Annotated in this window: 16 protein-coding genes and 1 pseudogene; 8 read left to right on the top strand and 9 right to left on the bottom strand. The window is 72.7% G+C overall.

The window, feature by feature from the left end:
- Window positions 1-36: 36 nt before the first annotated feature.
- A complete protein-coding gene (locus tag M1P99_RS25680; RefSeq protein WP_304455154.1) occupies window positions 37-714 on the bottom strand; it encodes an ABC transporter ATP-binding protein in 678 nt (225 codons plus the stop codon).
- Between the two features lie 426 nt (window positions 715-1,140).
- On the opposite strand from M1P99_RS25680, the gene M1P99_RS25675 reads away from it, so the two are divergent.
- Window positions 1,141-1,284 carry a hypothetical protein gene (locus tag M1P99_RS25675; RefSeq protein WP_304455153.1) on the top strand — a complete coding sequence of 48 codons (144 nt, stop codon included), beginning with the start codon at window positions 1,141-1,143 and terminating at the stop codon, window positions 1,282-1,284.
- Between the two features lie 240 nt (window positions 1,285-1,524).
- Window positions 1,525-2,511: a DUF2332 domain-containing protein gene (locus tag M1P99_RS25670; RefSeq protein WP_304455152.1), complete on the top strand. Its 987-nt coding sequence runs from the start codon at window positions 1,525-1,527 to the stop codon at window positions 2,509-2,511.
- A gap of 51 nt (window positions 2,512-2,562) precedes the next feature.
- Here the strand turns inward: M1P99_RS25670 and M1P99_RS25665 are convergent, their stop codons facing one another.
- Window positions 2,563-3,549, bottom strand: a complete 987-nt coding sequence (locus tag M1P99_RS25665; protein ID WP_304455151.1) for an adenosine deaminase — start codon at window positions 3,547-3,549, stop codon at window positions 2,563-2,565.
- 172 nt (window positions 3,550-3,721) lie between these two features.
- On the bottom strand, window positions 3,722-4,066 hold the full coding sequence (locus M1P99_RS25660) for an SHOCT domain-containing protein (RefSeq protein ID WP_304455150.1): 345 nt from the start codon (window positions 4,064-4,066) through the stop codon (window positions 3,722-3,724).
- A 59-nt stretch (window positions 4,067-4,125) separates the two neighbouring features.
- Between M1P99_RS25660 and M1P99_RS25655 the strand changes: the two are divergent.
- Both M1P99_RS25655 and M1P99_RS25650 read left to right on the top strand, forming a co-directional pair.
- Window positions 4,126-4,315: pseudogene (locus tag M1P99_RS25655) on the top strand (response regulator transcription factor); the annotation flags it as partial.
- A 301-nt stretch (window positions 4,316-4,616) separates the two neighbouring features.
- Window positions 4,617-5,030 carry a TIGR03618 family F420-dependent PPOX class oxidoreductase gene (locus tag M1P99_RS25650; protein WP_304455149.1) on the top strand — a complete coding sequence of 138 codons (414 nt, stop codon included), beginning with the start codon at window positions 4,617-4,619 and terminating at the stop codon, window positions 5,028-5,030.
- A gap of 453 nt (window positions 5,031-5,483) precedes the next feature.
- Here the strand turns inward: M1P99_RS25650 and M1P99_RS25645 are convergent, their stop codons facing one another.
- The 3 genes from M1P99_RS25645 to M1P99_RS25635 form a co-directional block, all read right to left on the bottom strand.
- The gene (locus tag M1P99_RS25645) at window positions 5,484-6,191 is read right to left on the bottom strand and encodes a helix-turn-helix transcriptional regulator (protein ID WP_304455148.1); all 708 of its coding nucleotides are present in this window, start codon (window positions 6,189-6,191) and stop codon (window positions 5,484-5,486) included.
- 62 nt (window positions 6,192-6,253) lie between these two features.
- The gene (locus M1P99_RS25640; protein ID WP_304455147.1) at window positions 6,254-7,036 is read right to left on the bottom strand and encodes a putative protein N(5)-glutamine methyltransferase; all 783 of its coding nucleotides are present in this window, start codon (window positions 7,034-7,036) and stop codon (window positions 6,254-6,256) included.
- A gap of 155 nt (window positions 7,037-7,191) precedes the next feature.
- Window positions 7,192-8,118, bottom strand: a complete 927-nt coding sequence (locus M1P99_RS25635; RefSeq protein WP_304455146.1) for a ribonuclease Z — start codon at window positions 8,116-8,118, stop codon at window positions 7,192-7,194.
- Between the two features lie 268 nt (window positions 8,119-8,386).
- Here M1P99_RS25635 and M1P99_RS25630 point away from each other — a divergent pair, with 268 nt between their 5' ends.
- Both M1P99_RS25630 and M1P99_RS25625 read left to right on the top strand, forming a co-directional pair.
- The gene (locus M1P99_RS25630; RefSeq protein ID WP_304455145.1) at window positions 8,387-8,815 is read left to right on the top strand and encodes a helix-turn-helix domain-containing protein; all 429 of its coding nucleotides are present in this window, start codon (window positions 8,387-8,389) and stop codon (window positions 8,813-8,815) included.
- A complete protein-coding gene (locus M1P99_RS25625; RefSeq protein WP_304455144.1) occupies window positions 8,812-9,651 on the top strand; it encodes an alpha/beta fold hydrolase in 840 nt (279 codons plus the stop codon). The genes M1P99_RS25630 and M1P99_RS25625 overlap by 4 nt, the downstream gene beginning before the upstream one ends.
- A 48-nt stretch (window positions 9,652-9,699) precedes the next feature.
- Here M1P99_RS25625 and M1P99_RS25620 read toward each other — a convergent pair whose 3' ends face one another.
- Window positions 9,700-10,554, bottom strand: coding sequence for a helix-turn-helix transcriptional regulator (locus M1P99_RS25620; RefSeq protein ID WP_304455143.1), 855 nt, complete (start codon window positions 10,552-10,554; stop codon window positions 9,700-9,702).
- Between the two features lie 128 nt (window positions 10,555-10,682).
- Here M1P99_RS25620 and M1P99_RS25615 point away from each other — a divergent pair, with 128 nt between their 5' ends.
- Window positions 10,683-11,504 carry an SDR family oxidoreductase gene (locus M1P99_RS25615; protein ID WP_304455142.1) on the top strand — a complete coding sequence of 274 codons (822 nt, stop codon included), beginning with the start codon at window positions 10,683-10,685 and terminating at the stop codon, window positions 11,502-11,504.
- A gap of 426 nt (window positions 11,505-11,930) precedes the next feature.
- On the opposite strand, the gene M1P99_RS25610 is transcribed toward M1P99_RS25615, so the two are convergent.
- Both M1P99_RS25610 and M1P99_RS25605 read right to left on the bottom strand, forming a co-directional pair.
- Window positions 11,931-12,557, bottom strand: a complete 627-nt coding sequence (locus M1P99_RS25610) for a hypothetical protein (protein ID WP_304455141.1) — start codon at window positions 12,555-12,557, stop codon at window positions 11,931-11,933.
- A 28-nt stretch (window positions 12,558-12,585) separates the two neighbouring features.
- The gene (locus M1P99_RS25605) at window positions 12,586-13,512 is read right to left on the bottom strand and encodes an NAD(P)/FAD-dependent oxidoreductase (RefSeq protein WP_304455140.1); all 927 of its coding nucleotides are present in this window, start codon (window positions 13,510-13,512) and stop codon (window positions 12,586-12,588) included.
- 97 nt (window positions 13,513-13,609) lie between these two features.
- Between M1P99_RS25605 and M1P99_RS25600 the strand changes: the two genes are divergently transcribed.
- Complete coding sequence (locus M1P99_RS25600; RefSeq protein WP_304455139.1) at window positions 13,610-14,263, top strand: trans-aconitate 2-methyltransferase; 654 nt, start codon at window positions 13,610-13,612, stop codon at window positions 14,261-14,263.
- Window positions 14,264-14,271 lie beyond the last annotated feature (8 nt).

The raw sequence follows: 14,271 nt of genomic DNA, 5'->3' as shown, positions 1-14,271 counted from the left end.
GGCGTGCGGCGGGGGCGGTGCCCTGGATGTGCGGGTTCAGCCGGTGTGCCGGTGCAGGGCGTACAGGCGTGCGTAGGCGCCGCCGCGCAGCAGGAGTTGGCGGTGGGTGCCGGTTTCGGTGACGCGCCCGTGGACCAGGAGCAGGATGCGGTCGGCGGTGCGGGCGTGGGTGGGGTGGGTGGTGATGAGCAGGTGGCCGGTGTGGGGTGTGCGGGTGGGTGTGGGGTCGGTGGTGTGGATGAACATGCGGGTGCCGGTGCGTAGGGCGTAGAGGGTGCGGGCGTGGTGGATGCGGGTGAGTAGGCGGTGGTCGAGGCGGGCCAGGGGTGTGTGCAGGTCGCGTGGGTCCAGGCCGGTGGTGGCCAGGGTGGAGGACAGGTGGGGGTCCAGGGGTGAGGGGTGGGGTCGGCCGGTGATGGCTTGGGCGAGGGTGTGGTGGGTGTGGGGGGTGAAGTGCTGGGTGGGTGTGTGGGTGGTGATGTGGCCTCGGGTGGGGGTGGTGCGTCCGGTGAGCAGGTGGGTCAGGGCGGTGGTGGCGGTGGCGGTGAGGCCGATGAGGGCGACGTGTTCGTTTTCGTGGACGGTCAGGTCGAGGTGGTCGAGCAGGGTGGTGTGGTCGTGGGTGAGGGACACGTCGCGCAGCTCGATCAGGGGCGGGGCGGCGGGTGTGGTGCGCGGTGTGCGGTGGAGTCGGCCGCGGTCTGAGAGCCTCACGGGTGTCCGTTCGTGTGTGTGGTCGTCACCTGCCTTGGATTGTCGCGCGGGAGTGAGAGTTCTGGTGATGTGCTCGGTTCTTGTCGGCGTGTTGGGGGTGGTGGTTGCTGGGCGCCGGCGCCGGGCGGTGGCGCTCGGGCGGTGAGTCGGGGTGCGGTACTGGATCACCCAGGACCGGGTCGGGATCTGCGGGCGGTGGTGCTCGTGCGGCGGGTGGGGATGCCGCTACGCCGTCTCGTACGGGTGTTCGCCGCATTGGTGGGGGTGAGCCCGGGCCGGTCTGTGGCGCGGGTGCGGTGGGAAACGGCCCGGAGGGCGTTGGTGCGGGCGCTGGGAGTGTTCTTCATCTCGGCACAAGGGGAGGTTCGGGTCGGGTCCGTGCGGGCGCGGCCGGGGTGTTCGAAGGTGTTCGAAGGGAGGGGGTGTGTGCTGGTGCGGGCGGCGACCGGGCACTGGGTGGCGGTGGAGGAGTCGGGTTCGTGGGGTGCGTCGGCCTGGCCGGAGCGGGTGGTCGTCGACGGCAGGCACGTGGGCGCGGCGGGGGTGAGCGCGCCCATCGACACGGCGTAGGAGTTGACCGCACGCCTGGCGGGGCCCATGGTGGCCCAGACGGTACAGCCGGTCATCGAGTACGACCCGCGGCCTGCTTTCGGGGCGGGGTCGCCCGCCGGTGCGCCGGCCGAGGTCGTTGATCTCCCGCGCGGCCATGCGGATGCGGTGTTGCGAGGGCAGTGAGGCCGCTCCATGGGCACACCCGACCGTGCGGGGAGCAGGACGAGGGTCCAGGTGTGACGAGGAGAGGCGGACGGCGTGGAGCATGTGGCCGAGATCGGTACCGAGGCGGAGGCTGTCGTGCGACGGTACGAGGCCTTCGCCGCCCATTGCGCGCGGGGGGCCTCGCCGGCCTATGCCGAGATCGCGCGTGAGCTGGCCCGGGACCGGGCCGTGGTGGAGTTGGTGTGCGAGCTGCCGGCCGGGAACAAGCGCCAGCCGAACCTGTTGTTGGCGTCGGTGCGCTTTCTGGGCGGGCCGGTGGATTCGTGGGCGGAGTTCCGCTCGTATCTGGTGGAGCACTGGGAGTCGGTGAGGGCGGTGGTGCTGGAGCGCAGCACCCAGACCAACGAGGTGCGTCGGCTGGCGAGCGTGCTGCCGGTGCTGGCGTCGTTGCCGGGGCCGCTGGCCCTGGTGGAGGTGGGTGCGTCGGCGGGGCTGTGCCTGTACCCGGACCGGTACCGGTACTCCTTCGACGGGGCCGCTCCGATCGGCCCGGCCCGGAGCGAGGTGTTGTTGGAGTGTGCGACGTCGGGGCGGGTGCCGGTGCCCGACCGGGTGCCCGAGGTGGTCTGGCGCGCGGGGATCGACCTGCATCCGTTGGATGTGCGCAGTGAGGAGGATGTGCGCTGGTTGCAGGCGCTGATCTGGCCGGGTGGGGCCGGGCGTGAGCGGACCGAGCGGTTGATGGGGGCCGTGGGGGTGGCGGCGGCCGATCCGCCGCTGATGGTGGCCGGAGACCTGGTGGAGCAGGTGGAGGCGGTGGTGCGTCGTGCGCCTTCGGAGGCGACGGTGGTGGTGATGCACAGTGCCGTGTTGCCGTATCTGCCCAAGGAGCGGGTGGCGGCGTTCGTGCAGGCGATGGACCGGGTGCTGGGGCACTGGGTGGCCAACGAGGGGTGGCGATCGCTGCCGGGGTGGCCCCGTGTGCGCCCGCCGGTGGAGGACGATTTCACGCTGGCGTTGGACGGGCGGGTGGTGGGTTACACCGGTGAGCACGGTCAGAGTGTGACCTGGTCGGGCTGAGGGTCGGCCGGCGGGCCCCTCCCCCTCGGTGGGGGTGGGGCCCGTGGTGTGTCACCAGCCGGGGTGGGCGTCGACCTGGGCGATGAGGGCGTTCTTGCGTTCGGTGTCCAGGAAGGCGGCGGTGAAGGAGTTGCGGGCGAGTTGGCGCAGTTGTTCGGTGTCCAGGCCCAGGTGGGTGTGCAGGGCCTGGTAGTTGTCGTGGACGTAGCCGCCGAAGTAGGAGGGGTCGTCGGAGTTGACGGTCACGAGCAGGCCGGCGTCGATGAGGGCGGGCAGGGGGTGGTGGGCCATGTGGTCGACGGCGCGCAGGCGCACGTTGGACAGCGGGCACACGGTCAGTGGTGTTTGGTCGGCGGCCAGGCGGTCGATGAGGGCGGCGTCGTCCAGGGCGCGGATGCCGTGGTCGATGCGTTCGGCCTTGAGCAGGTCCAGGGCCTGCCAGATGTAGGAGGCGGGGCCTTCTTCTCCGGCGTGGGCGACGCAGCGCAGGCCCATGTCGCGGGCGGCGGCGAAGACGTCGGTGAATTTCTCGGGCGGGTGGCCGATCTCGGCGGAGTCCAGGCCGACGGCGGTGATGTGGTCCAGGTGGGGGCGCACCTGGTGGAGGGTGTCGAGTGCTTCGTGGGCGGGGCGGTCGCGCAGGAAGCACAGGATGAGGGCGGTGGAGATGCCGTGGCGGGCCAGGCTGGTGTCCAGGGCCGCGGTGAGGCCTTCGATGACGGTGTCCAGGGGGATGCCGCGGTTGGTGTGGGCCTGGGGGTCGAAGAAGATCTCGGCGTGGCGCACGCCTTGGGCGGCGGCGCGGGTGAGGTAGGCCTCGGCCAGGTCGGTGAAGTCCTGGGGGGTGCGCAGGACGTCCATGAGCTCGTAGTAGAGGTTCAGGAAGGACTGCAGGTCGGTGAAGGAGTAGGCCTGGCGTAGGGCGTGGACGTCGGCGTAGGGCAGGGTGATGGCGTTGCGGTCGGCCAGGGTGAAGGCGAGTTCGGGCTCCAGGGTGCCTTCGATGTGCAGGTGGAGTTCGGCTTTGGGGATGGGCATGGGGTGCGCGGTGGCCTTTCGTGTCGGGGCAGGGGTGTGGCCATTGTCGCTGATGGGGTCGGGTGGGGTGGCCTGTGTGAGGTGTGGTGTGGGGCGCAGGTTGGGGCCGCACCCCGGGAATGGGGTGCGGCCCGCGGTCAGTGGTCAGCGGTGGGTGATCGGTGGTCGGTTCTCAGCGGCGGCGAGGTCCCTCGTCGGAGCCGGGCGTCCAGTTCAGGGCGCTGGCGCGTTCCATGAACTCCTCCACGGTCAGGTCGCCCTTGGCGAAGCGGTCGGCCAGCGTGCGGCGGGCGTCGTCTTCGGGTGAGGTGCGGGGCGGGCCCGCGTGGCCGCGCACCCAGGGCGGGGGGCCGCCGCGGCGACGCGTCATGGTGAAGAACAGCGCGCCCAGGGCCAGGGCGATGAGCAGGCAGAACATGAGTGCTCCCAGGATCGGTGCGAAGGGCGGCGGTCCGCCGTGCCAGGGCGGTCCCGCCAGGGTGGTGGCCGCTGTGGCGGCCGCGGTGACGGTGTCCATGCCTTGAACTGTGCGCCTGGTGGGGGGTCACGGGCATCGTGCGGGGGACGGCCGTGGGTGTGACCGAGCGTGAACGGGAGGTGGTGGGGGTTGGTGGGTGAGGGGTTGAGCAATGAGGAGATCGCGGGGCGGTTGGTGGTCTCCCCGGCGGCGGCGCGCATGCATGTGAGCCGGTCGATGGTGAAGCTGGGGGCGCGTGATAGGGCGCAGTTGGTGGTGTTCGCGTTCCGGGCGGGTCTGGTGCGGTGAGCATGCCGGTGAGCGGGTGCCCGGCCCTGCGGGGTGGGCGCCCGCTGGTGTCAGGGGTGGTCGGCGTAGCCCGGGGTGGGCGCCGGAGCCGGGGCCGCCGTGCAGGACCAGGGCGGGGTGGCCGTGGGGGTGGCCGTGGGCCTGCCAGTACAGGGTGTGGCCGTCGGTGGTGGGCAGGGTGCCGTGGGCGTGGGGGGTGCTCATGGTGGGTCCTGGGGTCGGGGGCGGGGTGGTCGGTGCGTTGCGCGTTGGGGGCGGGCGTACGCTTCTGATCTGGAACGATGGCCGAGAGTCAGGTGAGGTGCCTGTGTCCGAGAACCCCGATGATCCCTTCCTGGAGTTTTGGCGTGCGCGCCACCTGTGCACGCTGGCCGGTCCGCGTCCTGATGGGAGTGTGCACCAGGTGCCGGTGGGGGCGACCTATGACCCGCGCGAGCACGTGGTGCGGGTGATCACGTCCGCGACGAGTTACAAGGCGGTGAACCTGGCGGCGCGGCCGGGGACGCGGGTGTCGGTGTGCCAGGTCGATGGGCGTTGGTGGTCGACGTTGGAGGGGCCCGCGCGGGTGGTGTCCGATCCGGCGGAGGTGGCTGAGGCCGAGCGGCTGTACGGCCTGCGTTATCGGGCGCCGCGTCCCAATCCGGAGCGGGTGGTGATCCGGATCGGTGTGGAGCGGGTGATGGGCAATGTGCGCCCGGCCGGGGAGTCGGCCTGAGGCTGGGTGTCGCTGATCCCCGCAGCTTCGCGGTGGCACTGTGGCCGAGCTCCTCGATTGCCCGCTCTGGCGTGTTGCGGTCGCGGTAGGCCGCCCGGTCCGAGGCCGGTGCCCGTCGATCCTGCTCGTTGCCCAGGCCCCGGTGCGGGCGGGTGTTCGGCCGGGAACCGGTCGCTGATGGTGTGGCTGGCCGGGGCGGCCAGTGCGGCCACCACGGCGCCGATCCCCTGCATCCAGTCGGTGATCGAGGGTCCCGTCCCACCGGGGGTGTTCGCGGTGTCCTGGCCGGCGGTGGTGTTGGTGTCCTGTTGTGGGGTGGGGGCGATGACGGTCGTGCCGTCGGGCATCTCGATGACTGCGGGGGCGCGTACCGACAGGGTCTGGCCGGGGGTGGGGGTCACGACGGGGTAGGCGGGGTCGGGGTGCAAGCGCGGTCGCGGGCGGGGTGCGGGTTCAGGCGGGGGTGTGCACGCCCCACAGTTGTTGCAGGGCGGTGCGCCCGGAGTCGGTGGTCTGGAGTGCGCGACCCGAGCCCACGCGCACGCACCAGCCCGAGTCCAGTACCCAGGTGCACAGCGCCGCGCCGGCCGTGCCCGCCAGGTGGGGTCGGCGTTCGGTCCAGTCCAGGCAGGCGCGGGCCAGCGGGCGGCGCCCGCTCTTGGGTAGGGCGATGCCGTGCTCGTCGAACCAGGCCAGGCCGGTCTGGGTGAGCGCGAACCCGGTGTCCTGGTCCAGCAGGCCCGTGCGGGTCATGGCGTCGGTGATGGCGCAGCCCAGGTGTCCGGCGAGGTGGTCGTAGCAGGTGCGGGCGCGGGCCAGTGCTCCGGTGGCGCGGTCCTGGCGCAGGGTGCGTGCCGGTGCGGCGGCGGGTCCGGGTGCGGCGCGGGCGGCCAGGGATTCCACCAGGTGTGCGGTGGCGGCGTCGGCCAGGCGGACGTAGCGGTGGCGGCCCTGGTGGTGCTGTGTGAGCAGGCCGCCCTGGACCAGGCGGGTCAGGTGCTCGGTGGCGGTGGAGGGTGCCACGCCGGTGTGGCGGGCCAGTTCGCCGGCGGTCCAGGCGCGGTGGTCGAGCAGGGCCAGGCACATGGCGGCGCGGGTGGGGTCGGCGAGCAGGCCTGCCAGGCGGGCCAGTGCGGCGGCGTGGTCGTCGGGTGCGGGCATGGGTCCAGGATGCGTCATCGGTGGTGGGGGCGGCTACCTGGGTGGGTGGCCGCCCCGGCCGGTCACAGGGTGCCGGTGATGACGGTGGCCTCCTGTTCGGGGCAGTGGTCCACCCGGCAGGTGAGGCCGGCGCGGGTGAAGGCGTCGCGGGCGGCGGGGGCCTGGTCCTGGCTGACCTCCACGAGTAGGTGTCCTCCGGGTGCCAGCCAGTGCGGGGCCTGGTCGCTGACGCGGCGGAGCAGGTCCAGGCCGTCGTGGCCGCCGTCCAGGGCGCGGTGCTGTTCGTGGTCGCGGGCCTCGGAGGGCAGCAGGGGGATGTGGCCGCTGGGGACGTAGGGGACGTTGGCCAGGAGGATGTCGATGCTGTGGGCCAGGTGGTCGGGCAGGGCGTCGAAGAGGTCGCCCTGGTGCAGGTGGGCGCGGGGCAGGTTGTGGCGGGCGCAGGCCAGGCTGGCGGGGTCGATGTCGGCGGCGTGCAGTTCCAGGGCGGGGTGGTGGTGGGTCAGGGCCGCGCCCAGGGCGCCGGTGCCGCAGCACAGGTCCACGGCCAGGCCGGTGGGCGGGGACAGTGCGGCGGCCTGGCGGGCCAGGAACTCGCTGCGGGGGCGGGGGACGAACACGCCGGGGTCCACGCGCAGGCGCAGTCCGCAGAACTCGGCCCAGCCCAGGGCGTGTTGCAGGGGCACGCCGGCGCAGCGGTGGCGGGCCATGCGGTCGATGTCGCCGGGGGTGCGGGCGGTGGCGGTGATCAGGGCCGCCTCGTCTTCGGCGAAGACGCATCCGGCTCGGCGCAGGCGTTGGGTCAGGGCCGAGAGCTGGTCGGTGTCGGGGTGTGGGAGGGCCACGGAAACCTTTCGATCACGTGGGTCGCCCGTGTTCAGGTGGTGGTCGTGCCACTCCGTGGTGAGGGCGCCCCTTGGGTGACTGCGAGGATCGCTGCTCACCTCCCCTGGTCGTGCCGTGCGTTGCGGGTGCCAAGCTACACCATGGGCGGGCCTGGTCAGTGGCGGGGCGGTAGCGGGATGCGGTCCAGGTCCTGGGCGAGGTGGATGGTGCCGTCGAATTCGGCGGCGGCCTGGTCCAGGAAGCGCTGGTCGTCGCCGTGTTCGTAGCGTTCGGAGATGTGGGTCAGGACCAGGGTGCGTGCTTGGGCGCGGGCGGCGATGCGGGCGGCCTGGGATGCGGTGAGGTGGCCGTGGGCGCGGGCGAGGTCGGCTTCCTGTTCCAGGTAGGTCGACTCGATGACGAGCATGTCGGCGTCTTGGGCCAGGGCCAGGGCTTGGTCGCACTCGCCGGTGTCCATGACGAAGGCGAACACCTGTCCGGGGCGGGGGCGGGCGCACTGGGACAGGTGGACGGTGTGGCCGTGGGGGGAGGTGGCGGTGCCTTCGCGGCGCAGGCGGCCGATGAGGGGGCCGCTGATGCCGTGGTGGGCCAGGGCCTGGGGGAGCATGCGCCATCCGTCGGGTTCGGCCAGGCGGTAGCCGTAGGTGGGGATGGAGTGTGCCAGGGGCAGGGCGCTCAGGTGCAGGTCGTCCTCGCCGAGTGGGCAGCTGCCGTTGGCGCCCATGCCTTGGCCCAGGACGAGGGCGCTGTCGTGGAAGGAGCTGGCGTGGCGCAGCCGCTGCCAGTAGTGGCGGTCCTGGTGGGGGTAGGCCACGCGTACGGGGTGGGTGAGGCGGTCGCGGGAGATGCGTTGGATGATGCCGGGCAGGCCCAGGCAGTGGTCGCCGTGGAAGTGGGTGATGCACACGCGGGTCAGGTCGGAGGCGGACAGGCCGGCGTGGCGCATCTGGCGCTGGGTGCCTTCGCCGGGGTCGAAGAGGATGCCGTGGTGGTCCCAGCGCAGGAAGTAGCCGTTGTGGTTGCGGCGTTTGGTGGGTACCGCGCTGGAGGTGCCCAGGATGTGGAGTTGGCGTGCGGACATGGCAGGGATCCTGCCACAGGCCGTGTCGGGTGCGGGGTGGCCTGTGGTGCGCGCGCCGCTGTGCGGGGTGGTGGGTGGGTGTGTGGTCGGTCGCGGCGTGGGGGGCTGTGGTCGGAGGCGGGGTTGCGCTGGTGCGGATGTGGGGGTCGGCCGGTTCCGGTTCGGGGTGCGTCGTGGGGTCGGACCTCCACCGGTGCTCCGTATCACTCCTTGTTTTCCTGTGATTCTCTCCCTTGTCGAGGAAAATGGGGAAGGTTAGGGTGTGGTGGTGACAGATCATCTGTATTCCGTGGACCAGGTCGCCGACCTGCTGGGGCTGCATGTGCGCACCATCCGCAACTACGTGCGCGAGGGGCGGTTGCGCGCGGTGCGTATCGGCAAGCAGTACCGCGTCTCCCCCGCCGACCTGGAGGCCTTCACCGGCACCCCCGTTCCCGGCGCCACGCCCGGACGGGCGGCACCCCCTCATGCCGAGGCGTCCAGCATCGTCGAGGTCGACGGCGTGGACGCCCGCACCGCGGACCGGGTCACCACCCTGCTCACCGGTATGGCCGCGGGCCCGCGGCCCGGCGGGCAGCCGCTGCGCGTGGAGTGCGTCTACGACCGCGACCGGGCACGGTTGAAGGTCGTGGTCCTGGGCGGTCTGGGTGAGACCGCCCGCCTGTTCGACTACATGGAAGGCGTCCTGGCCCCGTGAGCGCCCTCTACACCTCACCGGCCGGGGAGCGTGAACTGCGCGAGCACTACCTGCGCGCCCTGCGCGCGTGGCCGGTGCCCGCCGAGCACCTGCGCGTGTCCACCGGGCTGGGTGAGACGTTCGTTGTGGCCTGCGGCCCCCGGGACGCGCCCCCGGTGGTGCTCCTGCACGGCTCGGGCGCCAACGCCGCCGCCTGGGTCGGCGACATCGCCGCTCTGGCGCGCGGCGCGCGCGTGTACGCCGTCGACCTCATCGGCGAGCCGGGCCTGAGCGCCCCCTCGCGGCCGCCCCTGGCGGGGCGGGCGCACCTGCGGTGGCTGGAGGAGGTCCTGGACGGGCTCGCGCTGACCGACACGGCCGTGGTGGGTATGTCCCTGGGCGGTTGGATGGCTCTGGAGCTGGCCACCGGCCGGCCCGGTCGGGTGCGGCGCCTGGGGCTGCTGTGCCCGGGCGGCCTGGGGCGCCAGCGCACGGGCAGGATCCTGGGGGCCACGGCCCTGCGCGCCCTGGGCCCCTGGGGCAAGCGCCGGGCGGTGCGGGCCATGACCGGGCTGTCCGCGCCCGAGGATCGTCCCGTGCTGGAGGCGGTGGAGCGCACCTTCGCGCGTTTTCGGCCGCGCACCGAACGGCTGCCCCGGTTCTGTGATGAGGCGCTGGGTGCCCTGGCCATGCCCGTGCTGGCGATCGTGGGCGAGCGCGACCTGATGTTCGACTCCGCTGAGAGCGCCGCACGGCTGCGCGCCTGTGTCGCACACGCCCAGGTCAGGGTCCTGCCCGGTGCCGGGCACGCGATCCGGGGCCAGGGCGAGGTCCTCGCGGATTTCCTGGCCGGGTGAGAGCCGCGTCGCCGGTCTGGAGTACGAACCCGCTCACCCGGGGTGGGGTCAGTGCTCGGGCGCCGGGTGGGGATTGCGGGTGCGTTGGGTACCGGAGGCGGTGAGGCTGCCCAGCAGCGCGAGTGCGTGTTCGGAGGTGCTGTCCGGGGCGGCCTGGTAGACGATGAGCTGCTGGCCGGGGGCGCTGTTGACGGTCAGCGTCTCGTAGTCCAGGGTCAGCTCGCCCACCAGACGGTGGTGGAAGCGTTTGCTCTCGTGGGTCTTGCGGCGTACGTCGTGGCGGGCCCAGAGCCGGGCGAACTCCTCGCTTTTGAGGCACAGCTCGCCCACGGTCGCGGCGAGCCGGGGGTCGTCTGCGGCTCCGGCGCGCAGGGCGGCGACCGTGCCAGCCGCGATCTGCTCCCAGTCGGGGTAGAAGTCGCGTGCCTGCGGGTCGAGGAAGACCAGTCGCAGCAGGTCGCGGCTGTGGGTGTGGCCGTCGAAGAGGGCGGCGCCCAGGGCGTTGTGGGCCAGGACGTTCAGGTGGCGGCCCAGGACCAGGGCGGGGGTGCGGTGCCAGCCCGCCATCATGTTCACCAGGGTCGCGCTGACGTGTTCGTCGCGCGCCGCCGGGCGCGGGGCGGTGCCGGTGGGGTGGGCCAGCCGGTGCAGGTGGGCTCTGGCGTCCCCGTCCAGGTCCAGGGTGCGGGCCAGGGCGTCCACGACCTGCGCGGAGGGGCTGCGCTCGCGGCCCTGCTCCAGGCGGACGTAGTAGTCGGTGCTCACCCCCGACAGGATCGCGACCTCTTCGCGGCGCAGTCCCGGTACGCGGCGCCGGCCCGTCTGGGGGAGTCCGGTCTGCTGCGGGCTGGTGAGGGCGCGGCGGGCCCGCAGGAACCGGCCGAGCGGGTTGTCGGTGTCCATGTCCTCGACCTTAGGCGCGGGCGGGGCGGGGTGCGAGGGCGCAGGGTGGCCGTGCCACTCCCATGTTCGCCGCCCCGGGGTGGTGCGCGGCCTGGGCGGCGGGGGCGCGGGCGGGCACGGTGGGGTCCATGACGAACGATGCGAACACCACTGCTGTCTCCTCTGGTTCCTCTGACCGCGGCGCAGGGTCGGGCGGTCGGCTCTCGGGGCGGGTCGCGGTCGTGACCGGCGCCTCCAGCGGTATCGGTGCGGCCACCGCCCGAGGGTTGGCCGCCGGCGGCGCGGCCGTGGCCGTGCTGGGCCGCCGCCAGGGCCGGCTCGAGGACCTGGCCGAAGAACTCGGCCGTACCGGAAGGGCCGCGGCCCTGCCCCTGGCGGTGGACGTGGTCGACTCCGAGGCGATGGGCGAGGCGGCCCGTACCGTCCGCGCGCGGCTGGGCCCCGTCGACCTGGTCGTGGCCAACGCCGGGGCGATGGTGGGCGCGCCGTTCGCCGGCGGTGCCGTGCGGGAGTGGGACCGCATGATCGACGTGAACCTGCGCGGGCTGTTGCACACCGCGCACGCGTTCACCGACGACCTGCTCAGCGCTGCTGAGCGGGGCGGTGCCGCGGACCTGGTCCTGGTGGGTTCGGTGGCCGGTCACCTTCTGTACCCCGACTGGTCGGTGTACGCGGCGACCAAGGCCGCCGTGGCGCACCTGAGCCGGAACCTGCGTGCCGAACTGGGTCCGCGCGGGGTGCGTGTGCGCGTCGTGGAGCCGGGGGTGACGGTCACCGAGCTCGGTGCGGACATGCGCGATGAGACGATGAAGGCGAGCCTGTCGCAGATGCGTTCCCAGCTGCGTGCGTTGGACGCCGACGACATCGCGGGCGCGATCGCGTTCTCGGTCGCCGCTCCCGCGCACGTCAACATCGCTGAGCTGGTGCTCGTGCCGGTCCAGCAGGGGTGAGGTGTCCCGGGCGGCCTGGCGGGTTCGGTGCGCCGGTTCCTGAGGGTGGGGGCGTCTGGGCGCCGTGCTGTGCCTGGAGGCCTCCTCGGTCTACGACGTTCTGGACGTGCTGGATCTGCTGATCACCTTCTGGCTGCTCAACCGGTCGGTGCGTGTGGGCAAGGAGGACAGGCTCGCTGCCCTTCCCGGCCTGCGCTCCGCCGCGCGGTGCATGGCCTGGGCCCTTCGGGTGTTGCTGACCACCCCGCAGGGCCTCCATCGTGGTGGCCCGCCTGGGCCACGTGCTCCATGGCGGCTCCAGGCCGCCGTCGGCGAGCCGCGCGAAGCCCAGGGCGGCGGGTCGGTTTGGTCCAGCAGGTCGGCCCACGAGGTTCCCGGGGACTACTGGCGGCCAGCTCCTCCAGGTGCGCGCACACCGGGGCGGGTCTACCGTTCGTCCGTGTGGAGGCGGAAGAGGTAGGAGGTGGCCGGGTGGGTGTAGGCGGTGCCTCTGCCTGCGGTGTGGAGTTGTTCGCGGGTGGGGTGGGGCAAACGCTTGGGCTGCAGGTAGCGGCCGAGGTCGTGGGTGGTGAGGTGGTAGCGGCCGGAGCGGTGGTGCAGGACCGCGGCGAGCCGGTAGCGGGGGTCGAGGTGGGCGAGGCCGGCGTCGGCGTGGCTGTTGTTGGCCAGGAGCCAGCCTGAGGGGCGCAGGCACCGGGTGGCGTGTTCGCAGACGGGGCCCGCGTACAGGGAGATCACCAGGTCCCACTCGGCCGCGGGTAGCTCGGCGAGGGTGTGTGTGTAGTCGCCGGGCACGAACGCGATGCGGGGCCGCTCGGGGTACTGCTTGTGCCGGGTGGCGAGCGTGGTGGCGTGGGTGCCTTGGAAGGCTTTGCGTGCGCGGGCGTCGGCGTCGAGGTAGGTGACGTGGGCCCAGACGTAGGAGGGGGTCAGGTCGAGGTAGCTGCCGGGGTAGAGGACGCGGCGGGCTCCGGTGTGGGCGGCCACGGCCCGGTAGAGGTCGGTGCGGTCGCCGATGTGGTCGATGTAGGCGGTGAAGTCTCGTTCGGGCACGGAGGGCTCCGGTGGGGTGTCGGGGCTGTCAGGCCAGGTGGGCGAAGTGGATGGCGTCGGCGGCTGCGGCTCCGGCGGTGACGGCGGGGACGATTCCCTGCTCCCAGGTTTTGCCGGTCAGGTCGCCGGCGGCGTAGAGGCCGGGGATGCTGGTCTGGCGGCCGTCGTCCACGGTGACGTAGCCGTCGTCCAGGGCGAGGCCGTGCTCCTTGACCAGGCGTTCCACCAGCGGGACCTGCCGCTGCGGCCGCGGCCACAGCAGAGTCTGGCGCTCCAGGACGGTGCCGTCGGCCATCTCCACGGCACGCAGGTCGCCGTCGGTGTGGTGCAGGCGGGCGATCTCGCCCAGGACCAGGTCGCTGCCCCGCTCGCGCAGGCTGCGGCGCAATTCCTGGGCGCCGGGCAGCCAGGGCGGGGCGATGGCGATGGCGTCGCCGGTCCAGGGGCGGAAGGCGGTGGCGGCCATACCGAGGTAGAGAGGTTCGTCGGAGACCAGGGCCCAGGTGCGGTCGGCGTTTTCCTCTCCGATGCAGAACGGGCAGTGGATGACCGTGCGGCCCCAGCAGGCGGCGAAGCCCTCCACCTCGTCGGGGTGCTGGTCGATGACACCGGTGGCCAGGATGACGTCGCGGGCCCAGACGGTGGTGCCGTCGTCCATGCGCACGGTGAAGCCGTCGTCGGCCAGTGGGGTGATCTCGCTGACCGTGGCGTCGAGCCGGCGTGCCAATCCGTAGCGGTCCAGCTCCTCCCAGGCGCGGGCGCGAAGCTCGTCGGGGGTGGCGCCCTCCAGGCCGATCAGGCCGTGCACGCCGCGGGAGGCGGCGTTGCGGGGTGGGGTGGGGGACTCGATGACCAGGGTGCGGTGGCGGTAGCGGGTCAGGGACTGTGCGGCGGTCAGGCCGGCGGGCCCGCCGCCGATGATCACGGTGTCGTACTGCCGAGCGGTGTGGTCCATGTGCTGGCTCCCTGAGACGTTTGACAAGAGTGAATGACCGTCAGTCATACTACTGACCAACGGTCAGTCGATCGAACTCATTCCCACTGGAGGAACTGTGACCCATGACACCGACCACACCCACCCCACCGACACCGACGGCCATCCGGACTTCGAGTGGAACGACCTCTACACCGGCGACGGCAGCGACACCGCCGACCCCGACCCGGAGCTCCTCGCCCCCGCCGCCGACCTTCCTCCGGGCAGGGCCCTGGACCTGGGTTGCGGCGCCGGAGGCAACGCCCTGGCGCTGGCCGAGCGCGACTGGCGCGTCACTGCGGTGGACCTCGCTCCCCGTGCCGTGGCCAGCACCCGGGCCAGCGCGTGCGCCCGGAGCCTGGACCACCGGGTCGAGGTCGCCGTCGCCGACAGCGCAACCTGGCAGCCCGAGACCGCCTACGGCTTCGCCCTGAGCTCCTACGCGCTGCCGCCCCGCGGCCCCGCCCGTACCGCCACCCTCACCTGTTTGGCCCACGCCCTCGCCCCCGGCGGGATCCTCGCCCTCGGCGAGTGGGACGAGGAAGCCAGTGACTGGGGCAAACCCGGCGACCTAGCCACTCTTGCCGAGCTGATCGACGCCTTCACCGGATTCGGCCTGGACATCGTGCGCGCCGAACGAAGGTGCGTCCCGCGGGCCCCCCACCTCGGCGAGGACCACGCCGTCATCGTCATCGCCCGCAAGCCGCATGGCACCCTGGAGTCTGCGGGCTGACCGACCAC

The sequence above is a fragment of the Nocardiopsis sp. YSL2 genome (genome assembly GCF_030555055.1).
Taxonomy (GTDB): Bacteria; Actinomycetota; Actinomycetes; order Streptosporangiales; family Streptosporangiaceae; genus Nocardiopsis.
Note: the sequence above shows the minus strand (reverse complement) of the source record. Positions and strands in the feature narration are given on the sequence as shown.